At 36.0% G+C, this 18,575-nt stretch carries 16 protein-coding genes; 3 read left to right on the top strand and 13 right to left on the bottom strand.

What is annotated here, in order from left to right; translation table 11 throughout:
• Positions 1-91: 91 nt before the first annotated feature.
• Together AO843_RS07590 and AO843_RS07585 are read right to left on the bottom strand one after the other, a co-directional pair.
• Entirely contained in the window at positions 92-532 is a 441-nt protein-coding gene (locus tag AO843_RS07590; protein WP_054610520.1) for a GNAT family N-acetyltransferase, read from the bottom strand.
• Positions 533-659: 127 nt separating this feature from the next.
• Positions 660-1,748 carry a glycosyltransferase family 4 protein gene (locus AO843_RS07585; protein ID WP_054610519.1) on the bottom strand — a complete coding sequence of 363 codons (1,089 nt, stop codon included), beginning with the start codon at positions 1,746-1,748 and terminating at the stop codon, positions 660-662.
• Between the two features lie 257 nt (positions 1,749-2,005).
• Here AO843_RS07585 and AO843_RS07580 point away from each other — a divergent pair, with 257 nt between their 5' ends.
• The 3 genes from AO843_RS07580 to AO843_RS07570 are packed head-to-tail and all read left to right on the top strand — an operon-like array spanning position 2,006 to position 4,532.
• Positions 2,006-2,605: a glycosyltransferase family 2 protein gene (locus tag AO843_RS07580; RefSeq protein ID WP_054610518.1), complete on the top strand. Its 600-nt coding sequence runs from the start codon at positions 2,006-2,008 to the stop codon at positions 2,603-2,605.
• Positions 2,606-2,652: 47 nt separating this feature from the next.
• On the top strand, positions 2,653-3,681 hold the full coding sequence (locus AO843_RS07575; protein ID WP_054610616.1) for a polysaccharide biosynthesis protein: 1,029 nt from the start codon (positions 2,653-2,655) through the stop codon (positions 3,679-3,681).
• On the top strand, positions 3,678-4,532 hold the full coding sequence (locus tag AO843_RS07570) for an SDR family oxidoreductase (RefSeq protein WP_054610517.1): 855 nt from the start codon (positions 3,678-3,680) through the stop codon (positions 4,530-4,532). Before AO843_RS07575 ends, AO843_RS07570 begins: the two co-directional genes overlap by 4 nt.
• Positions 4,533-4,577: 45 nt before the next feature.
• Here the strand turns inward: AO843_RS07570 and AO843_RS07565 are convergent, their stop codons facing one another.
• The 11 genes from AO843_RS07565 to AO843_RS07515 all read right to left on the bottom strand — a co-directional run bounded on the left by AO843_RS07565 (position 4,578) and on the right by AO843_RS07515 (position 18,567).
• Positions 4,578-5,330 carry an alpha/beta fold hydrolase gene (locus AO843_RS07565; RefSeq protein ID WP_054610516.1) on the bottom strand — a complete coding sequence of 251 codons (753 nt, stop codon included), beginning with the start codon at positions 5,328-5,330 and terminating at the stop codon, positions 4,578-4,580.
• 269 nt (positions 5,331-5,599) lie between these two features.
• Positions 5,600-6,835 carry a DNA polymerase IV gene (locus tag AO843_RS07560; RefSeq protein ID WP_054610515.1) on the bottom strand — a complete coding sequence of 412 codons (1,236 nt, stop codon included), beginning with the start codon at positions 6,833-6,835 and terminating at the stop codon, positions 5,600-5,602.
• Between the two features lie 422 nt (positions 6,836-7,257).
• Positions 7,258-8,121 carry a MurR/RpiR family transcriptional regulator gene (locus AO843_RS07555; protein WP_054610514.1) on the bottom strand — a complete coding sequence of 288 codons (864 nt, stop codon included), beginning with the start codon at positions 8,119-8,121 and terminating at the stop codon, positions 7,258-7,260.
• A 575-nt stretch (positions 8,122-8,696) separates the two neighbouring features.
• Positions 8,697-9,593 (bottom strand): serine hydrolase, encoded by an 897-nt coding sequence (locus AO843_RS07550; protein ID WP_231630098.1) that lies wholly within the window; start codon positions 9,591-9,593, stop codon positions 8,697-8,699.
• A 60-nt stretch (positions 9,594-9,653) separates the two neighbouring features.
• Positions 9,654-11,090, bottom strand: coding sequence for a serine hydrolase domain-containing protein (locus tag AO843_RS07545; protein WP_054610512.1), 1,437 nt, complete (start codon positions 11,088-11,090; stop codon positions 9,654-9,656).
• 69 nt (positions 11,091-11,159) lie between these two features.
• Positions 11,160-13,265, bottom strand: a complete 2,106-nt coding sequence (locus tag AO843_RS07540) for a S9 family peptidase (protein WP_054610511.1) — start codon at positions 13,263-13,265, stop codon at positions 11,160-11,162.
• A 97-nt stretch (positions 13,266-13,362) separates the two neighbouring features.
• The gene (locus AO843_RS07535; protein ID WP_054610510.1) at positions 13,363-14,526 is read right to left on the bottom strand and encodes a M20 peptidase aminoacylase family protein; all 1,164 of its coding nucleotides are present in this window, start codon (positions 14,524-14,526) and stop codon (positions 13,363-13,365) included.
• The gene (locus AO843_RS07530) at positions 14,519-15,361 is read right to left on the bottom strand and encodes a GNAT family N-acetyltransferase (protein ID WP_054610509.1); all 843 of its coding nucleotides are present in this window, start codon (positions 15,359-15,361) and stop codon (positions 14,519-14,521) included. Before AO843_RS07530 ends, AO843_RS07535 begins: the two co-directional genes overlap by 8 nt.
• Before the next feature lie 41 nt (positions 15,362-15,402).
• A complete protein-coding gene (gene menC, locus AO843_RS07525; protein ID WP_054610508.1) occupies positions 15,403-16,533 on the bottom strand; it encodes an o-succinylbenzoate synthase in 1,131 nt (376 codons plus the stop codon).
• Positions 16,534-16,567: 34 nt separating this feature from the next.
• Positions 16,568-17,566, bottom strand: coding sequence for an ABC transporter ATP-binding protein (locus AO843_RS07520; RefSeq protein ID WP_054610507.1), 999 nt, complete (start codon positions 17,564-17,566; stop codon positions 16,568-16,570).
• Positions 17,563-18,567, bottom strand: coding sequence for an ABC transporter ATP-binding protein (locus AO843_RS07515; RefSeq protein ID WP_054610506.1), 1,005 nt, complete (start codon positions 18,565-18,567; stop codon positions 17,563-17,565). The genes AO843_RS07520 and AO843_RS07515 overlap by 4 nt, the downstream gene beginning before the upstream one ends.
• Between the last annotated feature and the right edge of the window lie 8 nt (positions 18,568-18,575).

Raw genomic sequence — 18,575 nt, 5'->3', positions numbered from 1 at the left:
ACAATAACGTCCCCTAGATTAAAAATATCTAGGGGATTTTAGGACCACAAAAAAGCATCTCATCATAAGATGAGATGCTAACACATTTTGCTTACATAAAATATTTAACATAATTACAGTATTCATCTTGCTTCATTTCAAGCTTTTCATAAAGCTTACGTGCATTCACATTATCAGCTGCCGTTTGCAATGTAACATAGCGAGCATACTGTTGCTCACAATAGTGAAATACTTTTTCCATCAATGATTTGCCCACCCCTAGGCCTCTAGCATCCTCTGTAACATAAATATCATTTAAAATATAGGCACGTTGTAAGGCGATGGAAGAAAATGTTGGATATAATTGTGTAAATCCAACAGTCTTGCCATCTACTAGTGCAATAAAAATAACCGACTCTTTTAAGGCCAATCGTAATTGTAAAAATGCCTTTGTGCTACTTATATCTGATTCAATCCCATAAAACTGACGATATTCATCAAATAGCATAGTTAACTCTTCTAGTTCGTTCATAGTTGCTTGTAGTATTTCCATTTTTGTCTCCCCTTGTGTCTTCCCGTGATTCCCGTGATTCACTAACATTATAAATCTAGTTTTTATTATATAGGAAATAATGGTATAAAGAAAAGAATACTCCTCTCAATCGAGAGAAGTTCTACTTTTATTCATTTAAATATGCAGCGACATTTTTCACGATATGCTGCCAGTTTAATTCCTTCCGAGCGTAGGCTTGTAGCTGTTGACAAGTATCTGCTAGCAATGTTTCCTGTTGTGAAATTTGCCTCAACGTCTTTCCAACACTTTCCCAATCATGTGTTGGATGTATAATGCCAAAACGTTGTTGTTGGGTAATATCTGCAGCCCCATCAACATCGGTTGTCACGATATAACAACCGTTTTTAGCAGCCTCTGCAAAAACATGTGCATAGCATTCGACCGTGGAGGTTAAGCAGAAAATTTTCGCCTTACGGTACTCCTCCTCCAACTGCACCTTGTCATAGATGGGCCCTACAATCGTCACTTGAGTAGCACAGGGATGACCGTCCAGTACCATTGTAAGCTCCTGCTGAAACGATTCAGACATTGGCCCTACTAAACGAAGCTCCCAGTCTGTCAGCTGTGCTGCTAGAAAGGCTTTTACCGTAAAGATGGTCTGCTTCTCTGGCGCATCTAAGCGTCCTACTGATAGAATTCTATTTTCTTTCTCATGAAACTGTACAGGCTCTGTGTGAAAATGCTCATAAAAGCCGTTTGGGATATGTTTGACATCTAATTGTGTAAACTCTCGAATAGCCGTTTGAATAGAGGCACATTCAGAGGTCAGAAGATCACAAAGCTGTAGCAATTCTAAAAAGTATGGATAGGTTTTTAATCGATTTAGCCAAAATCGATTAACATCTAACTTCATATAGATTTTGCCATTAGGATTATATTGCTTATAGGTTTGAAGAATGGAAAGATAGGATGGATACGGCCCTATAGCAAATACAAGGTCGATGTCCTTGGCATGCTTAACTAAATAGGCATTCATATTTGCTACATAATCAATTCCAAATGGTACATGCTCAAATTTTACAGCTGGAAAAGATTGTTGCAGAAGGGTTTCATTCATCTCTGTCGTAACTATACTAACTTCATACCCTAAATACTCCCCTAGTAAAATAGGTACAAGACACAGATCTTTGAAAATGTGTGCATCGGAAAGTTTAGAAGATTCCACGCTACAAATAAATGCGATCCTTTTTTTCATCGAATCCCTCTTTCTTAAAAAAGCGCTCTTGCCTAGTTTATGCCCACGCCTGCCAAACGTGTATAACTTAGTAAATTGTCACTTGCATCCCCATATTTCTCTACCAAAAAATAATACTATTCATAAAACTACTCTCTTAAAAAACTTCTGATAACAAGCAATTGCCTACAATAGCCCTCTATCCACGCATATTGTAATAAAGAATCTACTCAGTAAACCTGAATAACTAAACTAACTAATAAGGATGGAGGGATAAAATGAAATTAAGCTTTTTATCACCTGCGTTTAATAGCGAAGAATGGATCTTAACAATGCTTGACAGTATTCCTAAAGAATATGCCTATGAAATTATCGTTGTAGATGACGGCTCCACAGACAATACTTTAGCCATTTTACAGAACTATCAAAAAAACTGCGCAGCTTTAAAAATCATCGTTCATCCAACGAATCTCGGTGCAAGTGTTGCCTATAATCGATGCATAGCTGAGGCAACAGGTGATTATATTGCCATCATCGATAGTGATGACCACTATTTACCTGCCATCCGCAATGTATTAGCACAAGTGGATGGTGAATTTGATATTTATTATTACAACATGATCATCAAAAATGGCTATGGGTTTATTAAAGATGAATCAAATCGCTACTCATTGCCCGGACAATTTAAAATCATTCGAAGAAGCTTTATCGGGGATGCAAAGTTTACCATTCGTAAGGATATCGCGGGCGATTGGGATTTTAATTGTGCACTTATGGACAAAAACCCAACGAGTAAATATACCCATGAATTCGCTTATTGGTACAACTACCCAAGAGAAAACTCGGAATGCGATTTACATGAAAGAGGATTGAAATAACAACTGTGAATGGTATTAAGCATGCGGGAGGTGTAACAAACCATACTATGTTTAAAAATAAAATTTTACTGATTACTGGAGGAACAGGATCTTTTGGTAATGCGGTATTAAGGCGATTTTTAAATACGGACATTAAGGAAATCCGTATTTTTTCAAGGGATGAGAAAAAGCAAGATGATATGCGAAGGCTTTATCAGCATTCTAAAATTAAATTTTACATTGGGGATGTACGCGATATACAGAGCCTCCACCATGCTATGTATAACGTAGATTATGTGTTTCATGCTGCGGCACTTAAGCAAGTCCCCTCTTGCGAATTTTTCCCTTTAGAAGCTGTTAAAACAAATATTTTAGGAACAGACAATGTCTTAACTGCTGCTATTCAATTTGGCGTTAAAAAGATTATTTGTCTTTCGACCGATAAGGCGGCCTACCCTGTTAATGCAATGGGAATATCCAAGGCCATGATGGAGAAAACATTTATCGCCAAATCACGGATGGTCGATCCAAAACAAACGTTGATTTGTGGCACAAGATATGGCAATGTGATGGCTTCACGAGGCTCCGTCATCCCACTTTTCGTCGAACAAATAAAAGCTGGAAAACCTTTAAGCATTACAGATCCTAACATGACACGATTTATGATGAGCCTTGAGGAAGCAGTCGAATTGGTGCTATATGCCTTCTCACATGCACAAAATGGCGATATTATGGTGCAAAAATCACCCGCTGCTACAATAGAAAATTTAGCACAAGCTCTACTCGAAATTTTCCAAGTGAACAATGCCATTCAAATTATCGGCACACGGCATGGTGAAAAAATGTATGAGGTATTATGTACAAAGGAAGAAGCAGCAAAAGCCATAGATTTAGGTGATTTTTATCGGATTCCAGCAGATAATCGGGATTTAAATTATGGAAAATACCTGGATGAGGGCTCTCCTAAAATTACCTTAACGGATGAATATAATTCTAATAATACACAAATGTTAAGTGTGGTTGCTATCAAAGAAAAATTACAAACCTTACCTTTTATTCAAGAAGAGCTTCTCCATTGGACTGGAGGAAAACCATGAAATTTTTAGTACTCGGTGCTACTGGCATGGCTGGTCATACCATTTCCATCTACTTATTGGAGCAAGGATATGAGGTGACAGCCTATACGAGAACTGCTTTCCCCTATGGAAAAAATATAACTGGTGATGTTACGGACGTAAATTTTTTACGCTCACTTCTACATGACAATTATTTTGATGTCGTTATTAATTGTATAGGTGTGTTAAATGAGGACTGTGAGGCTACTCCTGAAAAAAGTATTTTTTTGAATAGTTATTTACCACATGCCATAGTATCTCTTCTTGAAAACCGCCAGACGAAATTTATTCATATGAGTACGGATTGTGTATTTTCAGGAAAAAATGCACCCTATTATGAAAAAAGTTTACGAGACGGTACAACTTTCTATGATCGTACAAAGGGTTTAGGTGAAATTGATCACAACAAGCATTTAACATTCCGTAACTCGATTATTGGCCCTGATTTGAAAATAGATGGAATTGGGCTTTTCAATTGGTTCATGCAACAAAAAGGTCCTATTCAAGGCTATACTGGCGCTATTTGGACGGGAGTCACAACCCTCACCTTGGCAAAAGCCATGGAACATGCAGCCCAAGAAGATATAACAGGACTCTATCACCTAGTCAATTCGTCTCCTATATCCAAATACGACCTACTTCAGTTATTGAATAAACACTTCTTTAATCATAGAACAAAGATTCTTCCTCATGAGCTTGTCAATGTCAATAAAACATTAATTAATACTAGAAAAGATTTTTCCTTTATGGTACCTAGCTATGAAGAAATGATCATAGAAATGAAGGAGTGGATGTTGCAACATAGAGATTTATATCCTCACTATTTTCCTTAAAGCCCTCGACTCCATTATGAGTATGGTTAGTCATAATGGAGTTTTTTATTGAATCACCGTGCCCTCTGGTAATTGACCTTCCTTCATCCAATTCTCTACAAAACGATTAAAAAATACAGGTTGGGCTAATGATATTCCATGACCGATGTTGTTCAATATCACCCCTTGGGCATTTGGGTGGCTATGTACAAGTGCTTGTGCAGATTTTTTCATCATCCGTTTCTCTTGATCTCCAACAGTAATTAAAATGTTCCCCTGTGCATTGTGGAAATGATGCGGGATAGAAAAGGTCATATTTTCTCGTAAAACGTGCATCAATGTATCTATTGTCATCGTAGAACTGTCATGAAAATAGCGTTCAAAATAACGCTCATCGATATATAAGGTTTTTGCTTGAAGTTTTGCGAATGCTTTATTTTTGATGAGCGGGAATGATAATCGTATGAAGGGCCGAATCATCCATGCTGCAGTAGGAGATGGGATAACAAGAGCGCTATTAATGATCGTAAAATCGATTAAACTAGGTTTGACACTCAACATTTCGATAGCAATTTGGGCACCTAATGAAAAACCAATAAGAATCACCTGCTTGCCATTGGCCTTTTCTTCAATGAGTTGTATAAGGTTTCTTGCACATTGCTCAATAGAAAATGGAGAGCAGGACATCAGTTCTGGGACAACACAGTGATAATTGGAAAAGTGCTGAATTTGTTGCTCCCACATCCATCCTCCAACACCACCCCCATGAAGGAACATCATCAATGGACCGTTGATAGGGCCATACTCTTCATATTGCATAACGGTGCATACACCTGCCTTCGTTGATTTTCAATCATGATTGTCAAATAAATCTTTACTAAAGTTTGTTTGTGATTGATAGGATGATCGTTTCCCAAGATTCACACCGCGTTTAATAATCCCCTTCCCAAAACAAGCTGAGTAAAAATGCATACTTATATTTCCTGGGCAATTGTTATAGCATGTCTTTCCTTGCTAAGCTCTGTCATTCCCATATAGCTCTCATCAATCGTTGGGGTATACCCCTTCCAGTCAACATTTACCATCATTTAAATATGATCATCCCAAAAGTCCTTACTAAAACTTGTGTTTGCTTGATGTTTCCCTACTGGCTTTACAATATCTGACCCTCTTAAAATTACACCTTTTCCAAATTTCTGCTCAATTTGATCTACAAGTTTAATAATCGGTTCATCTTTAACATGTTCTTCAAAATCAAAAAAGGTTAACTGCTGTGTCGTTTCTTTAATGTCACTTACATTTGAAATAGTCACACCCAGTAATCGGACAGGTTCCTCATTCCAATTTTTATTAAATAAACTCCACGCATGTTCAACTATATCCTCTTTTGAAAAAATCGCGTTATTTATCGATTTACTGCGCGTATAAGTTTCCCAATCAGCTGTCCGAATTAAAATACTCACAGTCACTCCCGCAAGCTTTTTAGCCTTTAATCTTTCTGCTACCTTTTCGGAAAGTGTTGTAATTATTTTATATAATTCATCTCTATCAGTGGTATCACGCGATAATGTTGTCGAATTTCCTACACTCTTGGTATCAAATATTGCTTCTGGATCAACAGGTCTGTCATCCTCGCCATTGGCCTTCTGTTTCAATCGAAGTCCATTGATTCCAAATTTTTGTTTTAATGTGTATTCATCAGCCACAGCTAATTCTCCAATTGTCTGTATACCTAACTTTTTCAACTTCTCTGCGGTGCTTTTCCCAATTCCATGCATTTCTATAACATTCATTGGCCACAAAACTGATGGCACATCACGCTTACGTAATATTGTAATACCCATAGGTTTTCTCATATCACTTGCCATTTTTGCTAAAAATTTATTTGGCGCAATGCCTATTGAACAAGGTAATTGCAGTTCGTTCCAAATTCTATCTTGTATACCATGTACATGTTCCAATACATTTTGGCCTTCTACTATAGGCAATTGAATATAACCCTCATCGATAGAAACTGGTTGAAGTATTTCACTATACTCTTTCAATAAGCCAAAAAAAGATTTTGAAGCAGCTCTATATCGTTCAAAATTTGGAGGAAGTACAATTAACTCTGGGCATTTTCTTCTTGCCTCACCGACATTCATGGTTGTGTAAACACCACTATTTCTAGCTTCGTAGCTACACGTAATAACGATACCCCTACGTTCTTTTGGATTACCTGCAATTGCTATGGGTTTTCCTTTTAATGAGGGATCGTAAATTTGTTCCACTGAGGCATAAAAGCAATTAAGGTCAATATGTAAAATGATTCTTCCTTTATGCAATTTCTTTCACCTCATTTATTAAACTATATTTCTTTTGTTCAATTGCAAAACATCACCTTAAATAAATGTAGTGTAATCTATATTTTATCACATATTAGTGCTTTTACACTTGATCTACTGACTAAGCAAAGCATGCTTTTGTGTATATTATTTTTATAATTTTGTACTCCTTTTTTTCATAACCATCTAACATATTGTTAGATGAACATACTTAATCCATAACATTCATTAAAATGAAAAGGTTCTTTTGATTTATATTCTCGGAATACCGAGTGACATCAAAAAAACCTTTTATCTTTATTACCTATATTATCGAATACTTTCTCTTCACCAAAATAGCATTTTTTGAATCTAGATCTGATGAATGTTAATTTCCAGTTCAAGATTATTGATAATCTTAAGTCCCTATTTCCCCTATCTAATTACTGTTTTGTAAATGGAGAGAAATCATCACTTGTTTGGTCGTAATCCTCCATCCGCTTTTGAACCTTTAATTCATCTGAAGCTGCTATACCTGTAATCAGTAAGTTAAGTAATGCAAAAGTTGGTGTAATACCTTTTAGAGAAATTGGAGGAGGAGCAACAACCTTAAACAAAATGTCTGAAAGAAGCCCTAATGGAGACAATTCATCGTCTGTTATTCCTAACACCTTTGCCCCTTTTTTCTTTGCTGCTTTTACAAATGAATTGGTTTCTTTTGTATATCTAGGAAAAGAGATAGCTACCAATAGTGTTCTCTCATCGACTAGTGATAACAAATAATTAGAATCCTCTATTTCTCCACGATATAAAAACGTATTTCCAACTACAATATTAAGGCTGAATGATAGCCAGTTAGCAGGACCATATGATGAACGGAAGCCAATGACTATTCGTTTTTCAGAACTAATTAAAAGATCTATAGCTTTTTTATACTGGTTATAATCTAATTGTTCTAAAGTTGCACGAATATAGGAGCTATCTTTCTCAATTACATGTTGAATTAAATTTGTATCTTTTAGAGACTTGGAGGAAGATCGAAAGCCCTCAATTGGATCTACAATTGGTGAAGAATCTTCTAATAAAGTAGATTGAATTTCTTTTTGCAATTCACTAAATCCAGAATAACCAAGAGCATATGATAACCTAATCACAGTTGTATCGCTTGTTTTACTTGCTATACCTAGCTGCTTCGATGTTTGAAATGCAACCTCTTTTGGAAAGTCAACAATATATTTTGCAACTAATTTCTGTCCTTTTGTTAGTTCATTAAATTGTTTTCTAATTCTTTCATTATAATTATCCATACAGCCAGCCCTTCCAATGAGTTAATCTAGGTATGCTACTTAATAAAATACAGGTTCTTTCAAAAGGTTGATGGCTAATCCCCCCTTTTTACCATTCAGTATGCATCACTTTTATATTTTAAAAACCACTACTATTAATCGCTTAGAGATAATGAACTCCAAGTTTTATACAAATTTTGTTCAATTATAAACCTCCTGGCGTAATTTATCCAACCAACAATTACTATAGTACCTATACTTGATCTATTACGTAGGTAATTTGGTAATTACACGAACCTTTATGGTATAAGTTTTACAAAAAAGACTTTGGTTGTGGATAATCTTGAAATTTTATGTATAAATTTAGTTCCATATTTTTTACATGTCCTAACCTTTAATCAGGTCCTGGGGTATTCACTTTAAACATTTGTGTGAACACCCCACCATTCTTATAAAAAGCGTAAAACCTTTAATTAATTTTTAACAAGAAAATAACTTACTAGTTGTAACCCTTCTTACCATTCAGCTATGAGATATGTTATAGTTGTATACTTTTTTATCATAACACGTTAGATATTAATTTATATTCTGTTATGCTAAACAGTTACTTTATTAAGAAAATGATGATAAGTAACTCTCGATAATTTAGATATGATACTAGCACCCTCAGCTTCTGTTTTGTTCCCAATTGAAAATACTGAAATGATGAAATTACCTTTATTATCAGGTAGCTGTACTATCCCTGAGTCATTTACAACACTTGCAATTGTGCCAGTTTTATGGGCTACAACTGTATTTTGAGGCAATAAATAAGGTATTCTATGACGAAACTGCTGCTTTGCAAGTATTTCAAACATATCTTCACAAGCTTTATCAGAAATTAATTGCTTATTTGCAATTTTTTCTAACAATGCTGCCATATCAGCTGCAGTTGTTACATTATTTTCATGGCTTTCTTGAAATACAATTGAATTATAATCAATTTCACCATTTTTAAATCGACGGTTTACCTCATAATAAGTGTCAAGTGAGAAGCTTTGTGGCGGTAGTCCAACACATGCGCAAAGTAGCTCCCAGCAGCTGAAATGAATATAAGTATTGCATAATCCAATTTCTTTCATAAATAAATTTACATTTTCTTTCCCTAAAATATTCAATAATTTATCTGTTCCAACATTATCACTAACAATTATCATCATAGTTGCTAAATTTTTTATCGTAACGTCGACTCCAGGAATTAACTCCTTAAATATACCTGATCCATTTACGAAGTCCTCTTCTTTCAATCTAATACGTTCTTTTAGTTCGACACGCCCTACTTCAACATCACGGTATAAGGTTGCCAAGATTGGAATCTTAAAAACACTTGCTGCTTGAAATAAACGATTTTCATTAATTGCAGCAGTCTCTCCAGATTCCAGGTGTTTAACATAAACCCCGAACGTCCCCGTAGCTTCTTGTATTATTTCTTCCAAACGTTCCTGTAATCCCATAACTAACATCCTCTCAAATTTTCTATATACGGAGTTCAACTATAAAAACTTGAAGATAAACTAGTTTAGTGGCACGTTTATTGCAACTTTAGGGAATTGTCTAAAGTGATATGATATACCATATGGTTCGCTGTTATCATCGACTAGTATCTCAGCTATTTCTGTAAAGTCGTTAAAATATGCTATAAAAAGGTTTTCGCTCACAAAAGTTATAGGTATCTCAACATTTTGTGAGAGTAAAACTGGTTTTCCATCTTTGAGTTTAATTGACACTTTCGTCCCTTCATTTGATTGATATTCACCTTGATACTGATTAAGTCGTTCTTCTGAAATATCGTATTCGTCAAAGGAAAGATGATTTGCGTCTACCGCTCTTCCTCCCAAAACATTAAATGCAAGTTGCATCACTCGGGCAGCAGGTACACTTACCAAGTTAGTTAATACAACACCTGAAACCCCTTTTTTAGGCAAAATACTTAATTGAGCTGAAATTGCCTTTAGACCTCCACCATGTTCAATAAGAGTAGTTCCAAAATAATCGGGCGTAATCATAAAACCGTATCCATAGAATCTTCCTGGCTGTATTTGAATATGAGGTTTAATCATTTCTTTTACACTTTCTTCAGATAATATTCGCTTACCGTTTACTACTCCAGTATTACGGAAAATTTCTGCATACAATAGCATGTCTCTCGCTGTAGATTTCAGAAAGCCTGCTGCTCGCATTGAAGTTGAATCCCACCAAATCGGTGCAGCAAAAACACGTTTTGTTCCATCGCTTCTATCCTCTGTATAGCAAGTGGTGATATTTTCATAATCACCGTACTCCTCAATCGTGAAATAGCTGTTTTCCATACCACAAGGCGTAAGGATATGATCATAAACATATTGTTCATAACTTTTTCCACTAACTCGTTCGATAATTGTTCCTAATAAAGCATACGCATCATTGGAATAACTAAAATGTGTCCCAGGTGCTCCCAGTAACTCAATATCTTGTTCGTCAATAAACTGCATAAGTTGTTCATAAGTGTCGATTGGTTCGTGATCTTCAAAAGTAATATTTAAGCCTGGGTAATTTTTTACAGAAGGGTCAATATCCAGTGACCTTTTCATTGCGTAAAATAAAGAAGGCATTGGAGGTAATCCTGCAGTGTGTGTCATGAAGTGGTGAATAGTGATATGTTTTAATGCCTCTTTATTTTTAACTTTAAATTCAGGCAAGTACTTAATTACAGGATCAAGCACATTCAATTTACCGACTTCCTGCAGTTGCATAATAGCCACACAGGAAAATGATTTTGTAATCGATCCAATACCGAAAACAGTATCTTCAGTTATAGGAAGTGAGTCCTCCACATTGCGGAATCCAAAACCTTTATGATAAAGGATCTCCCCTTCTTTGGCAATTGCAACAGAGGCACCAGGAATCTTATGTTTTTCCACTATCTTTTGGCCAGCCTCTTCAAATGCTTGAAAATTTACATCTACTTTCATATCTTTTCCTCCTTCAGCGTTGTTGTATAAAATAATTTAGATCGGATAGATCTAACTATTACCCTCTCATTATTGTTTCTTAGTAATTACTAGGTTCGAGAAATCTTCTACAGGCAAATGTGCGTTTATATAATCAAGCATCGAATTCAATCTAGCTATTCTTAATTTAGGTTTACCGTATTGGAGGAGCCCATGACTTGATTGCGGGATACGAATTAGTTCTACTTCTCCACCTCGACGCTTAATATGAGAATAAAATTGCTCAGCCTGCTCCATTGGACATCTCAAATCATCTTCACAATGTAGAAGTAAAAGTGGTGTTTTTACATTATCTACATAAGCAAGAGGTGAAAATTTCCAAAGATTCTCCACTTCTGTTTTTCCAAGAAACTCCTGTTCAATAAAATATGGTGCTATATCGCTTGTACCATACATTGAAATCCAGTTCGAAATACAACCTTCTGAAACAGCTGCAAAAAATCTATCGGTGTGAGATATGAGCCAATTTACCATAAATCCACCGTAACTAATTCCATTAACAGCCAACCTATTTTCATCAAGATATTGATTTTTTTGTAAGGCATACTCTAGCCCATTCAAAATATCATTCATATCCTTTCCACCATAATCACCATGTACTGCATTAGTAAATTCAACACCAAATCCTGAGCTGCCTCGTGGATTAGTATAGATAACTGCGTAACCTCGGGCAGCAAATAATTGTAATTGATGGAAATAGGTGAAACCATATGCAGAATGCGGTCCTCCATGTATATCTAACAAAACGGGATATTTTTTCTCAGGATCAAAGTTTGCTGGTTTTAAAATAAAACCCTGCATATACCAGTTATCAACAGATCTATACGAAAAAACCTCAGGTTCAACTACGATTAGTTCGGATAATAACTTATCGTTGCAGTCATCCAGCCGAACCTCATTCTCAGGAAAGATCGGCACATTTAATTGAGAAAAAGCTTCTGTTGGATACCGATACTTACAATCAACTGTTTTCGTTTCATCAATTCTAATTGCAGATACCTTACCTGGGTGATTAACTGTCGAATAGGCAATACTAATCATCTCTTCTCTATCAAATGAAAATTGAAAAATAGCTCGGTCTCCACCAACAATTATTACTGGACGATCGTCATTTTTATCATTTGAGAATCTAACAATTTCATTTCGTCCTTCACGAGTACTAAGAGCATAAATATATCTACTATTATTAGACCATTGAGGGCGAAGTGCATATCTGAGGTTACGCATATCTGTAAAAGTCATATCCATGAGTGTATCTTGATATTTTTCACTTAAACACCTTACATTTCCATTATCTGAAGGTATGACAAGCAATTCCCTCTGATCTGCATGGTTTCCAAAAAATGCTATCCACTTTCCATCAGGTGAATAAGAAGGTGAGCTTGCTTCCGAATCACTGTATAGCAACTCCACTTCTCCTCCGGAAGCTGGCACGCGATAGATCTGTCCTCCAAAAAGAGAATTTTGATTTTCTGTGCTTGAACTGAACACGATATATTTACCATCTGGAGAAACATCAGGCTGATTGACTTCAAATGGTCCTTTTGTTATTAAAACGAAGGATCTAGTATCTATATTAATAGCAACAATTTGGCGTTTGTACGGTTTATGAAAACCAATTCCATCGTTTTTGTAATATAGATGATGAAAGCGTTTAGTTCCTTCTCTCCATAACTTCTCTTCTTGTTCCTGCTCACTATTTGCTTCATTAATTGTTCCATTTTCATGAAAAGTTTCTAGTTTTGAATTTCCAACTACAGGCACCAGCCCATAAATCGTCTTACCGTTAGGAGACCATACAATCGAGCTAATTCCTTGTCGGAACTTTGTCAGACACTGAGCCTCTCCACCTTCGAGAGATAACAGCCATGCCTGCATTCCGTAAGCACGGTTTGAGATAAATGCTATGGTTTTTCCATCGGGTGACCAGACAGGATTGAAGTTCTTGGTGCCGGAGGATGTCAAGACTCTTCTCGTTTTTCCCTCTACATCGCTTAAATATAAATGTGTTTCGTAACTATTTTCTTTAACAGCTATCGTTCTTTCATATACTACCTGTTGTCCATCAGGAGAAATGACAGGATTACTTGGCCACTCAAACTTATAAATATCTTCTGGCTCTGTAGTTCTTAACATTTTTTATCACTCCTTTTTCATTTATCCGGAAATATATAATAAACTATTTTTATTATTCAGAAAATTATTTGTATACCTCCAAATAGTGGGTATAATTTTAAATAGTCTCATTAATCTTCACCTTTGCTTTTAATAACTTAAGGGCAGTAATAGAAAGTATTATCACACCATTTTGTAAAGCATCTAAGTTAAAATTCATATTAGGATGGTGGAGTCCTGGTTGTAAATCCGTACCAAGTCCAATCATTGTTGCTTTAATATTAGGAAAATACTTTTTATAATAATGGAAATCTTCTCCACCAGGTGTAATGACTGGAGCAGTGAGTGCATCATTCCCAAGAGCTTCAATAATGGCTTCTCCCACTAGTTCTTCAATTTGTGGACTAGGTTCCGCAGCAATCATTGAGGCTAGCTTTTCCATTTCGACCTTTGCTCCGTTTGCTGAGCCCGAAGAGAGAATGGCATATTCTACCTTCTTAAGTAAATCGTCCATCACGTAGTTCTGTTGTGCACGGACATCAATGCCAAATTCAGCATAGTCGGGAATGATATTAATATTGTTTCCACCTGCCTGAACCATAGTTATTTTAGCAGATGCAGATAATGTCGGATCCGTTTTGACTGAGTTAACAGCTTGAATGATGGCTCCAAGTGAATCAACAACATTTATTCCTAGATTAGGTCGTGAACCATGAGCCTGCATTCCTTGAATCTTTCCTTTAAGTAGGGTTGTCGCACCATGATAAATTGCAGGAGATGCTTGCCCAAATTTTAATTCCTGAATTGGACGCACATGTATCCCTAGCATATAATCGACATCGTCGATTATACCTTTATCTATTAGAGCTTTCGCACCTAAACCGGATTCCTCGGCTGGCTGAAAAATAATTTTAATAAGACCCTGTGGTTGAAAACCTAATTCTTTTAGACAAGTAATAGTATGAAGAACTATAGTCATATGAGCATCATGACCACAGGAATGATTGGCTTTCCATTCCCCGTCGACCAATTGCCATAACGCATCAATATCTGCTCTAATCCCAATGGTAGGACCAAGTTCTTTATTTCCCCAATATCCAACAACACCGGTATGATCCTCAAACCTCTCAAAAGAAATCCCTAAATTTTCTAATTTCTTACATAAATACTCTGTTGTCTCTTTTTCCTTCCAGCTAATTTCAGCATTGGAATGAAAATGATGGTACGTAGATTTTATTAACGCTTTATTCTCATCAACCCAATTTTTGATTTTTTCAATCATATAAAGACTCCATCGTTTTATTTTCAATTACATAAAAATGGATGTTGGCTAAATTCTTTTTTAACATTCCAGTTACTACAAAGCCTCTTGAGAAAGCATCGCTTACTGCGTCTCTCAACTTATACCTCCATGCCTTCGCAGCTTCAAAATCCTCTTGTTTCAAAATTTGAAAGTTTGCTGGGACAGGAATTAAATATCCTTCTTCTGCCTTTATCGATTCTACCTCTTGGGGATATGGAATATTTCTACTATCGCTATAAGACAGAAGAGGCTTATATTGATTAACTAAAGCATCATTTTTGAGTACTCCTGTAAGTGCCTTCGTTACCCGGTTCGAACAAATATCCCATTCTACTAACAAACGATCAGAAGGTAGACCTTTATTAAGTTTATCGCTCATTTCACCATAGTAAGAAGGAAAGTACGTTTTCGAGTATGCCCCTAGCTTATTAAGATTAAAATATGCATTTTTGGCTTCTAAAGGATCAAATGTCCATACAATTTTTTGATAGCCGTAATCAACTGCCCACTCTCTTTGCTTAAGTTTTAGCTGTAAGCCAATCCCATAATTATGATACTTACTATGGACGCCAGTCATATGAGAAATTAAATACTTCTTCCCATTCTTAAAGCCTGAAAAACCATATGAAAACCCAATTAATTCACCTTCAATAAACGCTCCAACTATGGTTCCACCATTTTGAGTAGCAGCAATAAGCTGCGGAAGAGGTGTTACAGCATCTTTGTTCCAGATTTCTTCTTGAAAACAAACTACATCTTGTATTTCCTTTAAACCTATGACATTTTTATAGACGATTGGTTGTGTTAAAACCATTTGTATATCCCCCACCCATCATAAATTCAACTTGAAATCCTTTAGTAGTACTTTATTTTATCTCTTATAAACTCCTTTTGATTAACTGTGAACTGATTAATAGCTTCCTGGTTAACCTCAAAACCAATGCCGGGTTGTTCTGGAACCGTGATAATGCCAGGTTTCGAAAGCGTCACTTCTGGTAAAATGATATCTTCATCAAAATAACGGCTGGAAGCAGAAGTATCACCTGGAATACTAAAGTTACTTAATGAAGCCACAGCGATGTTATGAGCCCTACCTATTCCAGCTTCAAGCATTCCACCACACCACACAGGAATGTTATTTTCCTCACAAAGATTGTGCATTTTAATTGCTTCAAATAGCCCGCCAACCCGACCAACCTTAATATTAATAATTTTGCAAGCATTAATTTCGATTGCCTTTCTTGCGTCTTCCACTGAATGAATACTTTCATCTAAACAGATTGGCGTTGTTAATGTTTCTTGTAATTTTGCGTGATCTATTATGTCGTCATGAGCTAACGGCTGTTCAATCATCATTAAATTAAACTGATCTAATTCTTTTAATAGCTGTAAATCATTCAGGTTGTAACACGAATTTGCATCTGCCATTAGTGGAATTTGTTCTCCGAACTTTTTCCGAATAGCCTCTAGGGGTTTAATGTCCCATCCAGGTTTAATTTTCACTTTAATCTTTTTGTATCCATCCTCTAAAAAACCTTCCACCTTGTTTAATAGAGTTTCTATGTTATTTTCAATTCCGATGCTCACGCCCACTTCAATCTCTGATCGCTTTCCGCCCAGTATAGTAGAAAGCGTTTGCCCTTTTTGCTTGCTATATAAATCCCAAATTGCCATTTCAAGAGCTGCTTTTGCCATGTTATTTCTACGTATATATGAAAACAATTCTGAGAAATCCTTGGGCTCTTTAATTTCTTTATCTAATAGCTGTGGGATCAAGTAAGTTTCGAGCATGTGCCATACTGTACCTGTAGTCTCTTCGTTGTAGATAGGAAAAGGCATCGCGACACTTTCAGCAAAGCCAACTTTATCTCCGCTATGCACCTTAACGATGATAATATCCTTTTCAATCACTTTACCGAAGCTAGTTTCAAATGAAGCTTTTAAGGGTAATTTAATTCTTTGCAATGAAATTTTATTTATATCCATAGAGTAATACCTTCCTTTTTATATAAAATTACTTTTAGTCTCTTACGCCCATTATTTCAGGTTCAAACAAGTGACAAGCTACAAAATGTCCTGGTTTAACCTCTATGTTTCGAGGATTTTTTGTCTTACATACTTCCATACATGCGAAACACCGAGGATGGAAAGTACAACCAAGAGGGGGATTTGCTGGATTCGGAACATCACCAGTTAAAATTATCCGGTCTTTTTTTTTATTTTCAGGATTAGGGACTGGAACAGAAGACATAAGGGATTTTGTATAAGGATGAAGCGGTTCTGAAAACATTTGGTTTTTATCTGCAAACTCTACCATTCTTCCTAGATACATTACGCCAACTCTGTCACTAATGTGTTTAACAACACTTAAATCATGAGCAATAAAAATGTATGTTAGCCCTAATTCTTTCTGAAGACTCTGAAACAGATTAAGTATTTGTGCTTGAACAGATACATCCAAAGCAGAAACTGGCTCATCAGCTATTATGAGCGATGGACCTACCGCAATTGCTCGGGCGATTCCTATTCTTTGTCTTTGACCCCCACTAAATTCATGAGGATAGCGATCTGCATGAAAAGCATTTAATCCTACCATTTGCAGTATTTCTAATACTTTCTGCCTTCTTTCTTTCTTACTCTTTCCTATTCCATGTGTTAATAGTGCTTCTTCTAAAATAGAAGAGATTCGTAAACGAGGATTTAAAGAAGCAAACGGATCCTGGAAAACAATCTGCATTTGTTTTCTGAGCCTTCTCAATTCTTGCTTACTCAAGCTTAGAACATCTCTGCCTTCAAATATAATTTCGCCACTTGTTGGTTCAATTAATTTCAAGATACTTCTTCCAGTTGTAGACTTGCCACAGCCGCTTTCTCCAACAATCCCCAATGTTTCTCCTTTAAATAGCTTGAAAGTAACGCCATCAACAGCTTTAACAAAGTCTTTCTTTTTAGAAATAAAGCCATTATTTATCGGAAAATATGTTTTTAGGTTATGAACCTCTAGCAGTATTTCGCTCATGCTAATACCTCCTCATGAATATATAGCCAACATCTTACTGCGTGTTCGTTATTCGTTTTTATTAGAGGTGGGTTTCTTTCAAAACATTTTGAATGAGCTTGGGTGCATCGAAAAAAGAAAGGACATCCTTTCGTTACCTCTCCGATATTAGGTACATTGCCTTCAATTGGTTGTAGTTTATCTTGCTCATCTTCAAGACTAGGAATAGAATTTAATAGACCGATGGTATAAGGATGTTGTGGATTTTTAAAGATCGTTTTTACATGTGCTTCTTCAACAATTTGTCCATAATACATGACCATAACCCGATCAGCCATTTCTGCTACAACACCTAAATCATGAGTTATTAATAGTATTGCTGTATCGTAGTTAGTTTTGAGATCATTCATTAAGTCTAAAATTTGCGCTTGTATCGTTACATCTAATGCTGTTGTCGGCTCATCAGCAATTAATAGACTAGGATTACAAGCCATTGCCATCGCAATCATTATCCTTTGTCTCATTCCTCCAGAAAGTTGATGTGGATATTCGCTTACAATCTTTTCTGGGCGTGGAATTCCAACCTTTTTTAAGATATCAACCGTTTGCTTTTTTAACTCATCTCCTGAGGCATCCGTATGAAGCTTAAGAACCTCACTAATCTGTTTTCCAATTCTATGAACAGGATTTAAGGAGGTCATAGGCTCTTGGAAAATCATTGAAACATCTTTCCCACGAATTGAACGCATTTCCTTTTCAGTTAATTGAATAAAATCCTTATCTTTAAAAATAATTTTCCCATCAATTTTCCCTACACTATTTGATATTAATCTCATTATGGAAAGGGAGGTAACGCTTTTACCACACCCAGATTCTCCTACTAAAGCGAGTGTTTCACCTTTATTAATTGTAAAGTTCACCTGACTCACTGCACTCACAAAATCTTTCTTCCCCGTTTTAAATTTAATAGAAAGGTCTTCCACTTTTAGAAGCGCTTCTTTTTTTACAAGGTCAGTTCCCATCTTTTTCA

Source organism: Lysinibacillus sp. ZYM-1 (assembly GCF_001308875.1).
Lineage (GTDB): Bacteria > Bacillota > Bacilli > Bacillales_A > Planococcaceae > Lysinibacillus.
Note: the sequence above shows the minus strand (reverse complement) of the source record. Positions and strands in the feature narration are given on the sequence as shown.

Coding starts and splice junctions, on each gene's coding strand:
- AO843_RS07590 (WP_054610520.1), bottom strand. CDS start 532: ATGGAAATACTACAAGCAACTATGAACGAACTAGAAGAGTTAACTATG.
- AO843_RS07585 (WP_054610519.1), bottom strand. CDS start 1,748: ATGAAAAAAAGGATCGCATTTATTTGTAGCGTGGAATCTTCTAAACTT.
- AO843_RS07580 (WP_054610518.1), top strand. CDS start 2,006: ATGAAATTAAGCTTTTTATCACCTGCGTTTAATAGCGAAGAATGGATC.
- AO843_RS07575 (WP_054610616.1), top strand. CDS start 2,653: ATGTTTAAAAATAAAATTTTACTGATTACTGGAGGAACAGGATCTTTT.
- AO843_RS07570 (WP_054610517.1), top strand. CDS start 3,678: ATGAAATTTTTAGTACTCGGTGCTACTGGCATGGCTGGTCATACCATT.
- AO843_RS07565 (WP_054610516.1), bottom strand. CDS start 5,330: ATGCAATATGAAGAGTATGGCCCTATCAACGGTCCATTGATGATGTTC.
- AO843_RS07555 (WP_054610514.1), bottom strand. CDS start 8,121: ATGGATAATTATAATGAAAGAATTAGAAAACAATTTAATGAACTAACA.
- AO843_RS07550 (WP_231630098.1), bottom strand. CDS start 9,593: ATGGGATTACAGGAACGTTTGGAAGAAATAATACAAGAAGCTACGGGG.
- AO843_RS07545 (WP_054610512.1), bottom strand. CDS start 11,090: ATGAAAGTAGATGTAAATTTTCAAGCATTTGAAGAGGCTGGCCAAAAG.
- AO843_RS07540 (WP_054610511.1), bottom strand. CDS start 13,265: ATGTTAAGAACTACAGAGCCAGAAGATATTTATAAGTTTGAGTGGCCA.
- AO843_RS07535 (WP_054610510.1), bottom strand. CDS start 14,526: ATGATTGAAAAAATCAAAAATTGGGTTGATGAGAATAAAGCGTTAATA.
- AO843_RS07530 (WP_054610509.1), bottom strand. CDS start 15,361: ATGGTTTTAACACAACCAATCGTCTATAAAAATGTCATAGGTTTAAAG.
- menC (WP_054610508.1), bottom strand. CDS start 16,533: ATGGATATAAATAAAATTTCATTGCAAAGAATTAAATTACCCTTAAAA.
- AO843_RS07520 (WP_054610507.1), bottom strand. CDS start 17,566: ATGAGCGAAATACTGCTAGAGGTTCATAACCTAAAAACATATTTTCCG.
- AO843_RS07515 (WP_054610506.1), bottom strand. CDS start 18,567: ATGGGAACTGACCTTGTAAAAAAAGAAGCGCTTCTAAAAGTGGAAGAC.